The 15,863-nt window shown below is 61.8% G+C and carries 20 protein-coding genes and 1 riboswitch; of the genes, 8 read left to right on the forward strand and 12 right to left on the reverse strand.

The genetic code is table 11. From position 1 onward, the window contains the following. Positions 1-65: 65 nt before the first annotated feature. The 3 genes from J7655_RS17005 to J7655_RS17015 all read left to right on the forward strand — a co-directional run bounded on the left by J7655_RS17005 (position 66) and on the right by J7655_RS17015 (position 2,444). Entirely contained in the window at positions 66-1,061 is a 996-nt protein-coding gene (locus tag J7655_RS17005; RefSeq protein ID WP_230925446.1) for a class I SAM-dependent methyltransferase, read from the forward strand. A 37-nt stretch (positions 1,062-1,098) separates the two neighbouring features. Beyond that, positions 1,099-1,219: riboswitch (yybP-ykoY riboswitch) on the forward strand. A gap of 93 nt (positions 1,220-1,312) precedes the next feature. Beyond that, positions 1,313-1,894: a TMEM165/GDT1 family protein gene (locus tag J7655_RS17010; protein WP_230927749.1), complete on the forward strand. Its 582-nt coding sequence runs from the start codon at positions 1,313-1,315 to the stop codon at positions 1,892-1,894. A 106-nt stretch (positions 1,895-2,000) separates the two neighbouring features. Continuing rightward, positions 2,001-2,444: a ketosteroid isomerase-related protein gene (locus tag J7655_RS17015; RefSeq protein WP_230925447.1), complete on the forward strand. Its 444-nt coding sequence runs from the start codon at positions 2,001-2,003 to the stop codon at positions 2,442-2,444. 52 nt (positions 2,445-2,496) lie between these two features. On the opposite strand, the gene J7655_RS17020 is transcribed toward J7655_RS17015, so the two are convergent. Next, the gene (locus J7655_RS17020; RefSeq protein ID WP_230925448.1) at positions 2,497-3,318 is read right to left on the reverse strand and encodes a M48 family metallopeptidase; all 822 of its coding nucleotides are present in this window, start codon (positions 3,316-3,318) and stop codon (positions 2,497-2,499) included. A 192-nt stretch (positions 3,319-3,510) separates the two neighbouring features. Here J7655_RS17020 and J7655_RS17025 point away from each other — a divergent pair, with 192 nt between their 5' ends. Then, the gene (locus J7655_RS17025) at positions 3,511-5,661 is read left to right on the forward strand and encodes a methyl-accepting chemotaxis protein (RefSeq protein ID WP_230925449.1); all 2,151 of its coding nucleotides are present in this window, start codon (positions 3,511-3,513) and stop codon (positions 5,659-5,661) included. Positions 5,662-5,730: 69 nt separating this feature from the next. Here J7655_RS17025 and J7655_RS17030 read toward each other — a convergent pair whose 3' ends face one another. The 3 genes from J7655_RS17030 to J7655_RS17040 are packed head-to-tail and all read right to left on the reverse strand — an operon-like array spanning position 5,731 to position 6,818. Next, positions 5,731-6,348, reverse strand: a complete 618-nt coding sequence (locus J7655_RS17030; RefSeq protein ID WP_230925450.1) for an SOS response-associated peptidase — start codon at positions 6,346-6,348, stop codon at positions 5,731-5,733. A gap of 27 nt (positions 6,349-6,375) precedes the next feature. After that, positions 6,376-6,636 carry a putative signal transducing protein gene (locus J7655_RS17035; protein ID WP_230925451.1) on the reverse strand — a complete coding sequence of 87 codons (261 nt, stop codon included), beginning with the start codon at positions 6,634-6,636 and terminating at the stop codon, positions 6,376-6,378. After that, the gene (locus J7655_RS17040) at positions 6,636-6,818 is read right to left on the reverse strand and encodes a CPXCG motif-containing cysteine-rich protein (protein WP_230925452.1); all 183 of its coding nucleotides are present in this window, start codon (positions 6,816-6,818) and stop codon (positions 6,636-6,638) included. The genes J7655_RS17035 and J7655_RS17040 overlap by 1 nt, the downstream gene beginning before the upstream one ends. A 100-nt stretch (positions 6,819-6,918) precedes the next feature. Here J7655_RS17040 and J7655_RS17045 point away from each other — a divergent pair, with 100 nt between their 5' ends. Further along, complete coding sequence (locus tag J7655_RS17045; protein WP_230925453.1) at positions 6,919-8,082, forward strand: 1-acyl-sn-glycerol-3-phosphate acyltransferase; 1,164 nt, start codon at positions 6,919-6,921, stop codon at positions 8,080-8,082. Between the two features lie 65 nt (positions 8,083-8,147). Here the strand turns inward: J7655_RS17045 and J7655_RS17050 are convergent, their stop codons facing one another. Next, a complete protein-coding gene (locus J7655_RS17050) occupies positions 8,148-8,423 on the reverse strand; it encodes a hypothetical protein (RefSeq protein ID WP_230925454.1) in 276 nt (91 codons plus the stop codon). 273 nt (positions 8,424-8,696) lie between these two features. Between J7655_RS17050 and J7655_RS17055 the strand changes: the two genes are divergently transcribed. Continuing rightward, positions 8,697-8,903, forward strand: coding sequence for a hypothetical protein (locus J7655_RS17055; protein ID WP_230925455.1), 207 nt, complete (start codon positions 8,697-8,699; stop codon positions 8,901-8,903). Between the two features lie 61 nt (positions 8,904-8,964). Here the strand turns inward: J7655_RS17055 and J7655_RS17060 are convergent, their stop codons facing one another. After that, positions 8,965-9,549, reverse strand: a complete 585-nt coding sequence (locus J7655_RS17060) for a YajG family lipoprotein (RefSeq protein WP_230927750.1) — start codon at positions 9,547-9,549, stop codon at positions 8,965-8,967. 164 nt (positions 9,550-9,713) lie between these two features. Between J7655_RS17060 and J7655_RS17065 the strand changes: the two genes are divergently transcribed. Further along, a complete protein-coding gene (locus J7655_RS17065; RefSeq protein WP_230925456.1) occupies positions 9,714-9,944 on the forward strand; it encodes a hypothetical protein in 231 nt (76 codons plus the stop codon). A gap of 18 nt (positions 9,945-9,962) precedes the next feature. Here the strand turns inward: J7655_RS17065 and J7655_RS17070 are convergent, their stop codons facing one another. Further along, positions 9,963-10,379 carry a hypothetical protein gene (locus J7655_RS17070; RefSeq protein ID WP_230925457.1) on the reverse strand — a complete coding sequence of 139 codons (417 nt, stop codon included), beginning with the start codon at positions 10,377-10,379 and terminating at the stop codon, positions 9,963-9,965. 29 nt (positions 10,380-10,408) lie between these two features. Here J7655_RS17070 and mqo point away from each other — a divergent pair, with 29 nt between their 5' ends. Further along, the gene (gene mqo, locus J7655_RS17075) at positions 10,409-11,908 is read left to right on the forward strand and encodes a malate dehydrogenase (quinone) (protein ID WP_230925458.1); all 1,500 of its coding nucleotides are present in this window, start codon (positions 10,409-10,411) and stop codon (positions 11,906-11,908) included. A gap of 56 nt (positions 11,909-11,964) precedes the next feature. Here the strand turns inward: mqo and J7655_RS17080 are convergent, their stop codons facing one another. The 5 genes from J7655_RS17080 to rplU all read right to left on the reverse strand — a co-directional run bounded on the left by J7655_RS17080 (position 11,965) and on the right by rplU (position 15,758). After that, complete coding sequence (locus tag J7655_RS17080) at positions 11,965-12,426, reverse strand: CreA family protein (protein ID WP_230925459.1); 462 nt, start codon at positions 12,424-12,426, stop codon at positions 11,965-11,967. Between the two features lie 165 nt (positions 12,427-12,591). Beyond that, positions 12,592-13,710, reverse strand: a complete 1,119-nt coding sequence (gene proB, locus J7655_RS17085; protein ID WP_230925460.1) for a glutamate 5-kinase — start codon at positions 13,708-13,710, stop codon at positions 12,592-12,594. A gap of 81 nt (positions 13,711-13,791) precedes the next feature. After that, a complete protein-coding gene (cgtA, locus tag J7655_RS17090; protein WP_230925461.1) occupies positions 13,792-15,012 on the reverse strand; it encodes an Obg family GTPase CgtA in 1,221 nt (406 codons plus the stop codon). Between the two features lie 140 nt (positions 15,013-15,152). After that, the gene (gene rpmA, locus J7655_RS17095) at positions 15,153-15,410 is read right to left on the reverse strand and encodes a 50S ribosomal protein L27 (protein WP_061240940.1); all 258 of its coding nucleotides are present in this window, start codon (positions 15,408-15,410) and stop codon (positions 15,153-15,155) included. A 36-nt stretch (positions 15,411-15,446) separates the two neighbouring features. Continuing rightward, positions 15,447-15,758, reverse strand: coding sequence for a 50S ribosomal protein L21 (rplU, locus tag J7655_RS17100; RefSeq protein WP_021445340.1), 312 nt, complete (start codon positions 15,756-15,758; stop codon positions 15,447-15,449). Between the last annotated feature and the right edge of the window lie 105 nt (positions 15,759-15,863).

Here is a 15,863-nt window from a genome sequence, read left to right on the forward strand (position 1 = left end):
CAATGCCTCGGTTTCATTCTCCCGGCCCTCTTACTTTTCCGCATCACAGATTTGTAGGAAGCACCATGGATCCGCGAAGCGAAGTTCTCCTGCGCCAGGCTGAATTGTTCGGTGGCGAACTGCTGTTGGCCGGCCTGCCGGCTGACGATCTGCTCGGCGCCCTGCCTCAGGCACGCGGCTGGAACTGGCATGCGGGCGACCAGGCATTGCTTACCGCACGCTTTGCCGGTCGCACTCACTTCGCCACAGGCATGCCCGATGGCGACTACCACGCTGCCGTGCTGTTCCTGCCCAAATCCCGCGAACTGGCCGATTACCTGCTGCAAGCGCTGGCCTCGCGCCTGGGCGGCAAGCCGCTGTACCTGGTCGGTGAAAAACGTGGCGGTATCGAACGTGCGGCAAAACAGCTGGCAGCTTATGGCAAGCCACGCAAGCTCGACAGCGCGCGGCACTGCCAACTCTGGTGCGTCGAGGTGGAGCAGGCGCCGTCTGTGCCGGATCTGCACGCCCTGGCGCAGAGCTACTCATTGCCGCTGGCCGACGGTGCCCTGGAGATCGTCACCCTGCCCGGCGTGTTCGCCCATGGCCGCCTGGATCGCGGCAGCGCATTGCTGCTCGAGCATCTGGATGACCTGCCCAGCGGCCACCTGCTCGATTTCGGCTGCGGTGCCGGCGTACTCGGCGCTGCGCTCAAAAGGCGTTACCCAGACAGCGAGCTGAGCCTGCTGGATGTTGACGCCTTCGCCCTGGAAAGTAGCCGCCTGACCCTGGCACGTAACGGCCTGTCAGCCAACCTGATCGCCGGTACGGGGATCGAATCGGCACCCGAGGGACTCAGCGCCATCGTCAGCAACCCGCCGTTCCATCAAGGTGTGCATACCGATTACCAGGCCAGCGAGAACCTGCTGAGCCAGGCTGCGCGCCACCTGGTTAAAGGTGGCGAGTTGCGTCTGGTGGCCAACAGCTTCCTCAAGTATCCGCCTCTGATCGAGCGCCATCTCGGCCCTTGCCGCACCCTGGCCGAGGCAGAGGGTTTTCGCATCTACAGTACCCGTCGCTGAATTGGGCTTGCTCCCAACGCAACGCTTGGGCACAATTGCGCCCGTCCTAGGGGAGTAGTCTCCCGCGAGCGCCCTGCTCGCCCGGTATGCGTCAACACACTTGCTCCGCAGAGCATGGCGTATACGACCCAAGGCCTTCACAGAGAGGCCTGCGGTTTGACAAGACCTATGACACGCACAACCTATACCCGGGGCGGGAAGGTCGTTCGTGTCATAAGCCGTGTCGACCCGCCCCTTTAGGAAACCTGATGCTGGAATCCCTGTTCGTTCCCACCCTGATCGTCGCCCTCGCCGAAATCGGTGACAAAACCCAGTTGCTCGCTCTGCTGCTGGCCGCACGTTTTCGCAAGCCCTGGCCGATCATCTGGGGCATCGTCGTCGCCACCCTGGCCAACCATTTCGCTGCCGGCGCCGTGGGTAATTGGGTTGCCGGCTTCTTCTCGCCTGCCACGCTGAGCTGGATTCTCGCTGCGAGTTTCGTCGCCGTGGCAGCCTGGACCCTGGTGCCGGACAAACTCGACGACGATGAAGCATCCGGCCTGAAGAAATACGGCCCCTTCCTCACCACGCTGATCGCCTTCTTCCTCGCCGAGATGGGCGACAAGACCCAGGTCGCGACCGTGATGCTGGCCGCGCAGTACCCGCACTTCATCCTGGTGGTCATTGGCACCACCCTGGGCATGCTGATCGCCAACGTACCGGTGGTGCTGGCGGGCAATTTCGCCGCCGATCGCCTGCCGCTGACGCTGATCCGCCGCCTGGCCGCCTGCGCCTTCGCTGCACTGGCAATCTATGCTGGCTACCAGGCGCTGAAACTGAGCGGACTGGCCTGACCGATTGCCGACGCCGACACTCGGACACCTTGGCCAATCCCAGCGTCCTGACTGCTGCTAGAGTATGTGCACGTCACGCAACTTCGGTCAGCAGTCAGGAGGCAGCATGTCATTGGATGATCGCAAGAGAATGGTGTGCCAGCACATCGACCTCACCTGGAACAGGGGCCACCTGGCGCTGGCAGAACAGCTGCACAGCCGCGACTTCATCTACAAGAGTTCATTCGTCGGCCATCCGCTGAACAGCGCCGGCTTCGTGCAACTGGTACAGAGCATACGCCTGGCGATGCCGGATCTGCAGATAGTGGTCGAAGACTGCATCGCCGAAGGCTACAAGGTGGTGACCTGGAGTACGCTGATCGGCACCATCCAGAAACCGGCACTGGGCTACGCCCCGAGCGACAAGGCGCTGAGCATTTCAGCCATGGCATTCTGGACACTGAACCCCAGCAATGAGATTCAGGAAATCTGCACCATGTTCGACATGGAAAGTTTTCGTGCTCAACTGGGCATGCAGACCCGCCCGCTTGCCGAAACCGCGCAACCCTGAAACGCCAACAGCGCGGCGTGCAGTCTCACGCCGCGCCGTTTTCATAGCGAACTCAGCGCCCGGCCCTGGCCTGCTCGTAGAGTGGCATCACCTTGGGTATGGCTGCCTGTAGCGAGGCGATCCGACTGCTGGACGATGGGTGAGTGCTCATGAACTCGGGCGGTGCACCACCACCGGCAGCCTCCATCTTCTGCCACAGGCTGATGGCTGCATTGGGGTCATAGCCTGCACGCGCTGCCAGCTCCAGACCAATCAGGTCAGCCTCGTTTTCATTGCCACGACTGTTGGGCAAGGTCAGGCTGTACTGCACCACGGTATCGGCCAGAGCCATGCTCGTCTCACCCAACCCCAGCAGGGCGCTGGCCCCCTGCCTGGCGACCTGAATACCATACGCCTTGGACATCGCTTCACGGCTGTGCTCACGCAGCGCATGCGCCATCTCGTGGCCCATGATCGCGGCGATCTCGTCATCGGTCAGCTTCAGCTTCTCGATGATGCCACTGTAGAAAATGATCTTGCCGCCCGGCCCACAGTTGGCATTGAGCTCCGGGCTCTTGATCAGGTTGACCTCCCACTGCCAGTTGGCGGCATCCGGGCGAAAACGCGGTGCCTGCGGAATCAGCCGCCCGGCAATGGTCTGCAGACGCTTGGCATTGGCACTGGTCTTGTCCAGCACGCCCTTGCTCGATGCTTCGCTCAACGTCTGCTGATAGGACTGTGCGTACATCTGGTTGACTTCATCAGCTGACAGCATGCTGAACATGTACTGCTTACGCTCAACCCCCACCGCACCACCACTGGTGGTATTGACGGCCTGGCATCCCGCCAGCAGCAGGGCAGCCGCCAGGCCACTCAAATAATGAACCTTGCTCATCGAGCCATCTCCTTGAATCGGACACTTATGCTAGGCCGCTCCCGCACGACGAGCAACCGCAGCACTTGCACAATGGCCACGCGCCATCTTTGCTCAATGCAACAGCAGCCAGAACCTTGACCTCTGGCCCTAAGGTTTTGCCTTGTCGTGGCCGACAACCCGTGACTGGCCACATTGCGTCCGGGAGCTCACATGAAGTTCAAGTCGATCCAGTTTTCCGTCGCCTTTCTCGCCGGCGCCAGCGTGCTGGCCGTGGTTGTGGCCCTGGTGCTGTACGCCCTGTTCGCCAGCGACCGCACCCAGCAACTGGTACAGCAGCGTACGCAGGCCCTGCTCGAACAGATCATCGAGCAGCGTCTTTCCTCACTGGCGCTGGCCCAGGTCAGCGAAATCCAGCGGGAACTGGAACCGCCCCTGCAGATCACCGCTGACCTGGCTCGCGTCAATGCCATGCTCGGTATGACGGATAGCAATGGCAGCCCGCTGCTCAGCATCAGCCGCGAAGAACTGGCCAACCTGGTACGCGAAACCACGGCGCAGAACCCCAAGCTGCTCGGCAGCTATATCGGCTGGGAACCTGACGCGTTCGATGCCAGCGACGACCTGTACGCCGGCAGCAAGGAAAACGGCTACGACGGCAGCGGGCGCTTCCTGCCCTGGTGGTACCGCAATGCCGACGGCAGCCTCGGCGTCGATGCCATCGGCACGATGGAAAGCGAGGAAATACTGCCGACCGGCGTCAGGGCTGGCGAATACTACCTGTGTCCCAAGGAACGCAAACGCCCCTGCGTGATCGATCCGGCCCCCTACGATGTCGGCGGCAAAATGACCATGCTCGCGTCCTTTACCTCACCAATTCTGGTCAATGGCGAGTTTCGCGGCATCGCCGGCGCCGATCTGGCAGTGAACTTCATCCAGGACCTATTGCTCAAGGCCAATGCACAGCTCTATGGCGGTGCTGGCGAGATGGCTCTGATTGCCAGCAACGGCCGCCTGGTTGCCTCGACCGCGGCCCCGGAAAAACTCGGCGAGCCAGCCACCGCCCTGCTCGATAGCAACGAAGTGAACAATCTCGGGAGCTTGCAGCCGGGCCAGGTGCTGTATTCCATAGACGCTCAGGATGATCCTGCACACAGCCATATCGAACTGTTCCTCAGCTTCAACATCGGCCAGAGCGATACACGCTGGGTACTGATGCTGCTGCTGCCACTCGAGGCCGTGATGGCTGAGCTGCATACGCTGCAGGCAGACCTGACTGCACAACGCGACGGCGACACCCTGGGCATGGCACTGGTCGGCCTGCTCATCGCTGGCCTGGGCCTGCTGGTGATCTGGTTCGTCGGCTACGGCATCGCCCGCCCGCTGCGGCAGATGGTTGACATGCTCGACGACATGGCCAAGGGCGACGGCGACCTGACCGTACGCCTGCATGTCGACCGCCAGGACGAACTGGGCCAGATTGCAGCCGGCTTCAATGCCTTCCTGAGCAAGCTGCAGGCCATGATCGCCTCCGTGGTGACCTCGGTGCAGCAGGTCAGCGACTCCTCGGAACACACGGCCGACATCGCCATCCGCACCAATCAGGGCGTGCAAAAGCAGTTGGCCGAGATCGAGCTGGTGGCCACGGCCGTGCACCAAATGACCGCCACTGCGCAGGATGTCGCACGCAACGCCACCCATGCTGCCGAAGCCGCCAATCACGCCGACCGGGCGGCCAGCCAGGGCAAACAGGTGGTACAGGAAACCTCCACCGCCATCGCCGTGCTGGCCAGCGAGATCGGCCGTGCCGTCGGTGTGGTGCAGAACCTGGCCAAGGACAGCGAAAACATCAACGCCATCCTCGTCGCCATTCGTGGCATCGCCGAACAGACCAACCTGCTGGCCCTCAATGCGGCCATCGAAGCCGCCCGCGCCGGCGAACAGGGTCGCGGCTTTGCCGTGGTCGCCGACGAGGTACGCAACCTGGCGCAGAAGACCCAGCAGGCCACCGAAGAAATCCAGAACATGATCCAGCAACTGCAGCAAGGCACACGCGAAGTGGTCAAGGTGATGGAACAGAGCCAGAGCAAGACCGACGATAGCGTGGCGCACGCCAACCAGGCCGCGCAAACCCTGGAGTCCATCACTCAGGCCGTATCGGTGATCAACGACATGAACACACAGATCGCCAGCGCCGCCGAGGAACAAAGCGCCGTAGCCGAGGACATCAACCGCAACGTCACCAATATCGGCCAGGTCGCCAACGAAGTGGCTGGCGGCGCCGATGAAGCCAGCCAGGCCAGCGCCCAATTGACCAAACTGGCCGAACAGCAGCGCCGGCTGATCAATCAGTTCAAGGTATGAGGCACTGCATCGGGCAGGGGCTGCACCAAGGTATGTCAGGCCAAGCTCCGCCCGCAGTGCTGCACTGGCTCAAGCCGGCGTCAGGCACTCCGGCGCATCCAGCTTCGGGTCGTTGACCAGCGTTGCCAGCGCGCGCTCACGCAGGGCACCCTGCGGCTTGGCCAGCAGCGCCGCCAGTTGCTCGGGAGGCGTGTCAGGGCTCAACCACAGCGCCTGCTCATGCGCGCCGAGAATCAAGGGCCGGCGCAGCGTAGCAGCCGCCTGAGTAATCAGCGCCACGCTCAGGTATTCATGCCCGCCCACCGGATACAGCTCCCACAACGCCGCGAAATGCATCAGCGAATCGCCATTGCTCATCCAGTACGGACGCTTGCGCGCACCACCGCGCCATTCGTAGAAACCATTGGCCGGCAGCAGCGCGCGGCGCAGGCGAAAAGGTTCGCGAAACATCGGCTGCTCGGCCAGCGTTTCGGCGCGGGCATGGACCGGTGTCCTGGACAGATCCTGGAGCCACGCCGGCGTCAGCCCCCAACGCGCCGCTGCCGCTTGCGGGCCCTGCTCGCCAGCACGCAGCATCAACACCTGCATACCGGGCGCCAGATTCCAGTGCGGTTTCTGGTCAGCGGGGAAGCCGGGCAGCGCTGCAAAAGCGGGCGACCAGCGAAACAGGGCATAACGTCCACACATGAAACGACTCGACAGACAGGGGGCGCATCAACAAAGCAATACGCCCTGAAAGAACTCTGGCTCGTCGCCAGGTACGGGTTGCGCCGCATTGTACTCAGCGATCAGCATCCGCGCCCGCCCTGCATCGTCATCCGCGACCACCATGCCGAGCAGACCGCAGGCCGGCAGCTCGCCCATCGCGCCGACCAGGTGCTGGCCGAGCAAGTGCGCCTCGATCCCTTCGCTGGCCAGCATATCCACCAACATCTGACCTTCCAGCAGATTTTCCGGCTCGTAGATTCGCTGCATCAGTCGTTCTCCGCACGCACGTCCAGCTGCCAGTCGACACCATCGGTACGCAGCTCGAACTCGATCGGTCGGCAGCACACCGGGCAGTCCTCGATATAAGCCTGATCACCGCCGGACAGATCCAGCAACGCCTCGGCTGACTCTCCACAGTAAGGGCAATAATACGACTCGCTTTCCAGCATCGCGGCCTCCTTGTGACTTGGCGGTATAATCGCCGGTCTACTGCTCACTCTGTTAAGCAGACATCACTTCAACCTTAGCCGTTCCAGAACACAAGAGAGCATGATGGGCGCATTCGATGCCATCCGACCCTATGCCGACGCAGAAGTACGCCCCGTGCTGGCGCGCCTGCTCGCCGATCCGGCGTTTCTCGGCACCCTTACCCGTTTTCGCTTTCCGCGCCTGGCTGGGCCTTTAGGCTGGCTGCTCAAGCCGCTGATCGCCGCGCGCCTGCGCAGCGAGTTCGCCAGCGTCGACTCGGTGGCCAAGCTGCAGGAGAAGATCGAACCCTATATCGATCGCACCATCGAACATGCCAGCGACGGCATCAGCTACTCCGGCCTGGAACACCTGCAAACCGGTAAGCCGTACCTGTACCTGGCCAACCACCGCGATATCGTCATGGACCCGGCCTTCGTCAACTACGCCGTCTACCATGCCGGCCTGCAGACGCCGCGTATCGCCATCGGCGACAACCTGCTGCAGCGCCCCTTCGTCAGCGACCTGATGCGCCTGAACAAGAGTTTCATCGTGCACCGCTCGATCAGCGGCCGACGCGAAAAGCTGGCGGCCTATCAGCTGCTGTCGGCGTATATCAATCACTCGATCCGTGAAGACGGCGAGTCGATCTGGATCGCCCAGGCCGAAGGCCGCGCCAAGGATGGTGATGATCGCACCGACTCGGCCATCCTCAAGATGTTCCACATGAGTCGCAAGGACGAGCCTTTCGCCGAGGTCATCGACTCGCTGAATCTGATCCCGGTATCGATCAGCTACGAGTACGACCCCTGCGACCTGGCCAAGGCCCGCGAGCTGAGCGTACGCGCCGCCACTGGCTGCTACACCAAGGCGCCGGGCGAAGACGACGCCAGTATCGCTCTGGGTATCACCGGCTACAAAGGCCGTGTGCACCTGCACTTCGGCCCACCGGTAGCAGGCCTGGAGGACACCAAGCAGCTGGCCCAGGAGATGGACCGCCGCATTCTCGGCCAGTATCGCCTGTTCCCCGTGCACTACCTGGCCTACGCCATGTGGGAAGGCCGCGAGGCCGAGCTGAATGTGCCAGCGGCAAGCGAGTTGTTCCCGGCCGCAGAACTGGCCAAGGCCGAAGCCGAGTGGCAGAAGCGCCTGGCCGCCTGCAGCGCCGAAGAAAAGCCCTTCCTGATCCTGCAATACGCCAATCCGGTGCGTAACCAGTATCGGATCAAGGCGGATCTGCCCCTGTAAGGCAGCTATAGCCACAAACGAAAACGGCAGCCCGATGGCTGCCGTTTTCATTTATCGCTCAAGCGTCAAAGCCGCGTACTGAACCAGGACAGCACCAAGGCTGCACCCAGGCAAATGCCGCCGAAGCGGTAGAAGAAGCGATTGATGCGCAAGGTACGTTCATCCAGCACCTCCGCCTCATCCAGCTCACCCTGAGCCAGAACCCGTGCCATGCCGCGCTGCTCACGCACACGGGTCATCAGACACAGCCAGGCACCGGCCACAGCGAAGAACAATGCCAGCGAATTGACCGCGCTGGCCGGATGAGCGAGGAACAGTAACCACAACACCTGCAACGACATGCAACACCTCGAAAACAGCATGGTGCAGCAACCCTGCCACCGCACCAGAATGGGGATTACGGCTGAAACTGGTGCGTTTCAGCCCCCAAAAAGTCGCCGCGCAGTGTACTGAAATCCTGCTTTTATAAGGTTCGTTTCCGACGAACGCAGCCCGCTATCCCTAAATCGTCTGAAAACTGTCATCTGCCTGGCCTAGGGTTTGTATCTCCATTAGTGACCAAGCAGTCACGACTGTTATTGGAGCCCAACCCCAACGTCCCCGGAGGACTTGCCATGCTCAATTCTCAACCGCTGGATCGCGATTATCTGATCGACTCGCTGGATGAAGTGGACGAAGTGGTCGACGAACTCTCCTTCAACGTCCAGGACCAGCACTGGCTGGTGTACTGCGCCCTGGGTGGCCATGAGCATTACGACCTGCCGGACATCGACAACCGCACCGGCATGAGCCTGCCGGAGTTTTACGCCGAAGCGGCTTGAAGCGCTGAGACAAACGAAAACGCCCCGCAATGCGGGGCGTTGTTTATGGCAGCGTCATGAATTACTGCAGCAGAACCTGGCCAATGGTCGGATCCTTGAAGGCGCGGGTCAGCGCATCGCTGAGCACGTCGCTCACCAGCTTGCTGTTGGTCTGCTGATTCGGGGCAGTGCCGAAGCGCTGATTCAGCGAGGCGCCGTAGCGGCCGGTATAGCGGCGGCTGCCGCCCTGTACGTCAGCACGAATGGAGGCGGAGATGTCTGCCTCGGTGACGTACATGCCCTCTTTCGGCGACTGATACTTCAGCTCCGCCAGGGTAATGGTCAGTTGCGGCGCATTGTAGGCGTTCGGCGACGGGGTAAAACCCAGCAGGCGCACGGCTGCTTCGGCCTCGGCCTGCAACCTGGGCAGCACATGCTCGGCACTGACACTGATCGAGCTGGTTTCCGGATACAGGCCACCGCGCGTACCAAGCACCGGCGAGGCACGGCCATCGACCACGCGCACCACCACCGGCTGGCCCTGACCCACTGCGGTCAGCGAGCTGGTGAGTTTGGGTTGCGGGGTGAGTTGCTGAGGGCTGAGGGCACAACCGGCCAGCGACAGGCTGGCGGCAGCAAGCAGGGCGATCAACGCACGGTGCAGCATGCTCATCTCTCCGAGTGAGGTAAAAGTGGCCGGCAGTATACCCAGCGTGGCCTGAGGCCGACAGTAGTGCCGAATGAGACCGCTCGGGGGCATTGCGGTTCCTGTCATCAGCCTGTCAACGCACTCTGACATAAAGGCAGGTGCCACCCGCTGGAGCCTTCATCATGCTGTTGCGCCACCTGTTCAGCCGCACTCGTCCGATGCGCCATTTCGCCCTCATCGATGCACAGGGTCTGTGTCGCGCCCTGCGCCAGATGCAGGAGCCGCCAAGTCAGGCCGGCTGGGTGGAAGTACGCGAGCCGAACGCTTCCTGGCTAGGCGCCCCTCTGCCCAGTGGCGCACTGATCACACCGGTCGTCACACACGCATCGTCCAATCGCCCGTTGGCGGCCTGACCGATGGAAGAATAAAAGTCACACAGGGGCGATCAATTTCCCCTCATTCACCGTTATAATCGCGCCCCGATTATAAGGACGTCTCCTGATCGGGCCGCACGACCTCGCCGATGCAACGTCATCGCCCCGCCCCAGAGAGTCGCCCACTTCGCGCTGCCATTCCGGCCAGTCGCTTTTTAGCCCATATGCAGAGCCGATAGCAGCCATGCATTGCATGTTTTGCACGGGCAAAAGCGCGCCGAGGCAGTCGAGCTTTTGAGGTTCACCGCTCCAAAAGAGCGTGAAAAAAACGGTTTTTACAAACTTCACAAGAGTGTGGCGAACAGATGAACAGTTTTGCGTCCGCAAATCCCAGCCTTGACCCTCACCACCGAACAACGTGGCATCACGCCTGATTCTGTCGGTATCGCCCTGAAAGGCCGAATGGCCGTCCATCTGGTGCAGTTTTTCTTGGAGAGAGGTTAATGGCGCACAACGATTCCCAAAGCGTAGATGTGGTGCTGGTTGGCGCCGGCATCATGAGCGCGACCCTGGGCGTATTGCTCAAGGAACTCAATCCCGGCCTCACGCTGGAAGTGGTAGAGCTGCGCGAGTCCGGCGCAGTGGAAAGCTCCAACCCCTGGAACAACGCCGGCACCGGTCACGCCGCGCTGTGCGAGCTGAACTACACCCCGGAAGGTGCTGACGGCAGTATCGACATCAAGAAGTCGGTCAGCATCAACGCCCAGTTCGAGGAGTCCAAGCAGTTCTGGGCCTACCTGATCGAGAAAGGTGCGATCAACGCGCCGAAGACCTTCATCAACCCGGTGCCGCACATGAGCTTCGTGCGCGGCAACAGTGGTATTGCCTTCCTCAAGAAGCGCTTCGAGGCGCTGCGGCAACATCACGCCTTTGCTGAGATGGAATACACCGAGGATCGCGCCACCATCGCCGAATGGGCACCGCTGCTGATTCCAGGCCGTGACGCCAACGAGCCACTGGCGATGACCCGCGTACAGGCCGGTACCGACGTCAACTTCGGTGCCGTCACCGAGCAGATGCTCGCCTACCTGACCAATCAGCCCAACGCCAAGGTCACCTGCAACCAGAGAGTCACCGACCTCAAGCGTGATGGCAAAGGCTGGCTGGTGGACATCAAGGACACCCGCTCCGGTGCCACGCGCCAGCTCAGAAGCAAGTTCGTCTTCCTCGGTGCCGGCGGTGGCGCGTTGCCGCTGCTGCAGCTATCCGGCATCCCCGAAGGTAAAGGCTTCGGCGGCTTCCCGGTGAGTGGCCAGTGGCTGCGTTGCGACAACCCGGAAATCGTCAAGCAGCACCAGGCCAAGGTCTACAGCCAGGCTGCCGTGGGCTCGCCGCCGATGTCGGTGCCGCACCTCGACACCCGCGTGGTCGATGGCAAGAAGTCCCTGCTGTTCGGCCCGTATGCCGGCTTTACCACCAAGTTCCTCAAATACGGCTCGTTCCTCGACCTGCCGCTATCGGTACGCCCCAACAACCTCGGCCCGATGCTGGCGGTGGCGCGCGACAACATGGACCTGACCCGCTACCTGATCAAGGAAGTGATGCAGTCCGAAGCGCAGCGCCTGGAAACCCTGCGCGGCTTCTACCCCGAAGCCAAGGCCGAGGACTGGCGCCTGGAAGTGGCCGGCCAGCGCGTGCAGATCATCAAGAAGGATCCGAAGAAAGGCGGCATCCTGCAATTCGGTACCGAACTGGTAGCGGCTGCTGACGGCACCATCGCTGCCCTGCTCGGCGCCTCGCCGGGCGCTTCGGTGACGGTGTCGATCATGCTCGACCTGATTCGCCGCTGCTTCCCCGAGCAGGCCAAGAGCGAAGAATGGCGCAGCAAGCTGGACGAGATCTTCCCGGCCATGGCCGACGTCCTGTCGCAGGATGCCGAGCGCTTCCATGCGGTGCAGAAGCAGTCGAACCAGCGCCTGCAACTCGATACCCCCAGCGCCTGATCGTCACGCACAAAAAACCGCCCTTCGGGGCGGTTTTTTTATGAACGCTGATCGGGTTACGGCTGAGCCCACGGCAGAATCGGGATGGCCGTCACCGCATTCTGCGGGCTGCCCTCGATCACCCGGTCACTGTAGACCAGATACACCAGCGTGTTGCGCTTGGCGTCGAAGAAACGCACCACCTGCATGGTCTTGAACACCAGCGAAGTGCGTTCCTTGAACACCTCCTCACCGTCCTTGAGTGTGCCCTTGAAGGCAATGGGGCCGACCTGGCGACAGGCGATGGAAGCCTCGGCACGATCCTCGGCCAGGCCCAGACCACCCTTCACGCCACCTGTCTTGGCGCGCGACAGATAGCAGGTCACACCCTCGACCTTGGGATCATCGAAGGCCTCGACGACGATCTTGTCGTTCGGCCCGACCCATTTGAACACCGTCGACACCTCGCCGATGGTTTCAGCCAATGTCAGACCGGGCAGCATAAGCAGCCCCAGCACTACTGCCTTGAACGGACGCATACATGCTCCTAGAACCTGTTCACGATTTCGCGAGCTAGTGCCATACAAGACAAAAACAGGCGAGGAAGCGGAGTGTACTTCTGTACATGAGCATTCGACCGGGCTGGCGCTCCAGCCTGTTTTTAACGCAGTAGGGCCGACGCGCAGCAAATCGTGTACCGGTTCTCAGACGAGGATCAGATTGTCGCGGTGCACCAGCTCCGGCTCATCGACATAGCCCAGCAGCTTCTCGATGGCATCGGACGGCTGGCCGATGATCTTCTGCGCTTCCAGCGCACTGTAGTTGACCAGGCCACGGGCAATCTCGCGACCATCAGGCGATACGCAGACCACCATCTCGCCACGGCGGAAGCTACCCTGCACCGCCTTCACGCCGACCGGCAGCAGGCTCTTGCGATCCTGGCTCAGCGCCTTCACCGCCCCAGCGTCCAGCACCAGGGTGCCACGGGTCTGCAAATGGCCAGCCAGCCACTGCTTACGCGCCGCCAGCAGGCCACGCTCAGGGGCCAACAACGTGCCCAGGCGCTCGCCGCCCTTGAGGCGGGCCAGCACCTGCTCGATGGCACCGCCGACGATCACCGTATGCGCGCCGGAACGCGCCGCCAGGCGCGAGGCACGCAGTTTGGTCTGCATACCGCCACGTCCCAGCGCACCACCGACACCACCGGCCACGGCATCCAGCGCCGGGTCATCGGCACGGGCTTCAAAGATCAGCTCGGCATCGGGATTGTGGCGCGGGTCGGCGTTGTACATGCCGTCGCGGTCGGTGAGGATTACCAGCAGGTCGGCTTCCACCAGGTTGGCCACCAACGCTGCCAGGGTATCGTTGTCGCCGAAGCGGATTTCATCGGTGACCACGGTGTCGTTCTCGTTGATCACCGGGATCACATCGAGATTCACCAGCGTGCGCAAGGTGCTGCGTGCATTGAGGTAGCGCTTGCGGTCGGACAGATCATCATGGGTCAGGAGGATCTGCGCGGTACGCATGCCATGCTCGGCGAAGCTCGACTCCCAGGCCTGCACCAGGGCCATCTGGCCAATCGCAGCAGCGGCCTGCAGCTCGTGCATCGCGCTAGGTCGGCTGGTCCAGCCCAGGCGGCTCATGCCCGCCGCCACCGCACCGGAAGACACCAGCACCAGCTCGACGCCCTGCTCACGCAGCGCCACCATCTGCTTGACCCATACCGCCATGGCCGCACGATCCAGGCCACGCCCGTCAGCGGTCAGCAGCGCACTGCCGATCTTCACCACCCAGCGCCGCGCGCCGGTCACCTTGTCACGCATGATCTTCCAACCTTAGCCAGAAAATGATGGGGCCCGCCCCACCTACAAAAACGCCGCAATTAAGCGGCGTTGGAAATTTGCTTAATCCCGGACGTAAATGATTTCCGGGCCGTCGTCGTCTTCTTCGTCGAAGAAATCATCGTCTTCGTCGATATCGTCGACGCTGCGCACACCGGACTTACGCAGCGCACGCTGATCGTCCAGCGCCTGCAGACGGGCACGTGCCTCGTCCTCGATACGCTGATCCAGCTCGGCCAGCTCCTCGGCGAAGACCGGGTCTTCGGCGATGCGCTCGGCGCGCACTTCCAGGTAATGCATGATGTCGCGACTGATACGCTCGGTGCCGTCGCGGCTGATGGCCGAGACCACATAAACCGGACCCTGCCAGTTCAGGCGGGCAACGATATCGGCCTTAAGCGCCTCGCGCTCGTCTTCAGGCACCTGGTCCATCTTGTTCAGCACCAGCCAGCGATCGCGCTCAGCCAGCGCCGGGCTGAAACGCGCCAGCTCGTCGATGATCACCTGCGCCGACTCAGCCGGGTCGCTCTCGTCCAGCGGCGCCATGTCCACCAGATGCAGCAACAGGCGGGTACGCGCCAGGTGCTTGAGGAAGCGAATACCCAGACCAGCACCGTCGGAGGCGCCTTCGATCAGCCCCGGAATGTCGGCGACGACGAAGCTCTTGAAGCGATCGACGCTGACCACACCCAGGTTCGGCACCAGGGTGGTGAAGGGGTAGTCGGCAACCTTGGGTTTGGCCGCGGAAACCGCGCGAATGAAGGTGCTCTTGCCGGCATTGGGCAGACCGAGCAGGCCGACGTCGGCCAGCACTTTCAGCTCCAGCTTGAGATCGCGCGACTCACCCGGCTTGCCCGGCGTGGTCTGGCGCGGCGCCCGGTTGGTACTGGACTTGAAGCGGGTATTACCCAGGCCGTGCCAGCCGCCTTGGGCAACCATCAGGCGTTGACCGGGCTTGACCAGATCACCAATCACTTCCTGGGTGGCCACGTCGATCACCGTGGTGCCGACCGGCACCGGCAGGATCAGATCCTCGCCCTTGGCCCCGGTGCAATCGGTACTGCCGCCCTTCTCGCCATTCTGCGCGTGGAATTTGCGGGTATAGCGATAGTCGATCAGGGTGTTGAGGTTGGCATCGGCCTCGAGGAATACCGAGCCACCGTCGCCACCGTCGCCACCGTTGGGGCCGCCTTTCTCGATGAATTTCTCGCGACGGAAGGCCATCATGCCGTTACCGCCGTCACCGGCTTTTACAAAAATAGAAACTTCGTCGACGAATTTCATGGGTATGCCTCCCGCTTCATCTGCGGGCTGGGGGAACGCTTGCCGGATCATCCAAAACTAGCGGATCGGGCAAGCGAACCAAAGATACATAAACAAAAAAGCCCCGTCCTACGGACAGGGCTTTTCCAGCGCGTAGGCGATTAGGCCTGAACGACGCTCACGTAGCGACGGCCGAAAGCGCCCTTCACTTCGAACTTGACCACGCCTTCGACTTTAGCGAAGAGGGTGTGATCTTTGCCCATGCCCACGCCGAAACCCGGGTGGAACTCGGTGCCGCGCTGACGAACGATGATGTTACCGGCCTTGATGACCTGACCACCGTACATTTTCACGCCAAGGCGTTTACTTTCGGAATCGCGGCCGTTACGGGTAGAACCGCCAGCTTTTTTATGTGCCATGAGTCAATACTCCTAAAAAGGATCGGGGCCGACGAATCAGGCCTGGATACCGGTGATTTTGATCTCAGTGAACCACTGACGGTGGCCCTGACGCTTCATGTGGTGCTTACGACGGCGGAACTTGATGATGCGCACTTTGTCGTGACGGCCTTGCGACACGACTTCGGCAACCACTTTAGCGCCGTCTACGACCGGAGCGCCGATTTTAACGTCGTCGCCGTTGCCGATCAGCAGAACGCGATCGAAAGTCACGGCTTCGCCGGTGGCGACTTCGAGCTTCTCGATCTTGAGGAATTCGCCTTCGGTGACTTTGTATTGCTTGCCACCAGTAACAATTACTGCGTACATGGTAAATCTCCGTTGATCCTGCTCACCCAGCGCTTTAGAAAAGTCGTTATTGGCTGGCATGGCTGCTTGGGGCCGGAAGTGACACCCTTGCAATTGCGTAAGGCA

This window comes from Pseudomonas wenzhouensis (genome assembly GCF_021029445.1).
Taxonomy (GTDB): Bacteria; Pseudomonadota; Gammaproteobacteria; order Pseudomonadales; family Pseudomonadaceae; genus Aquipseudomonas; species Aquipseudomonas wenzhouensis.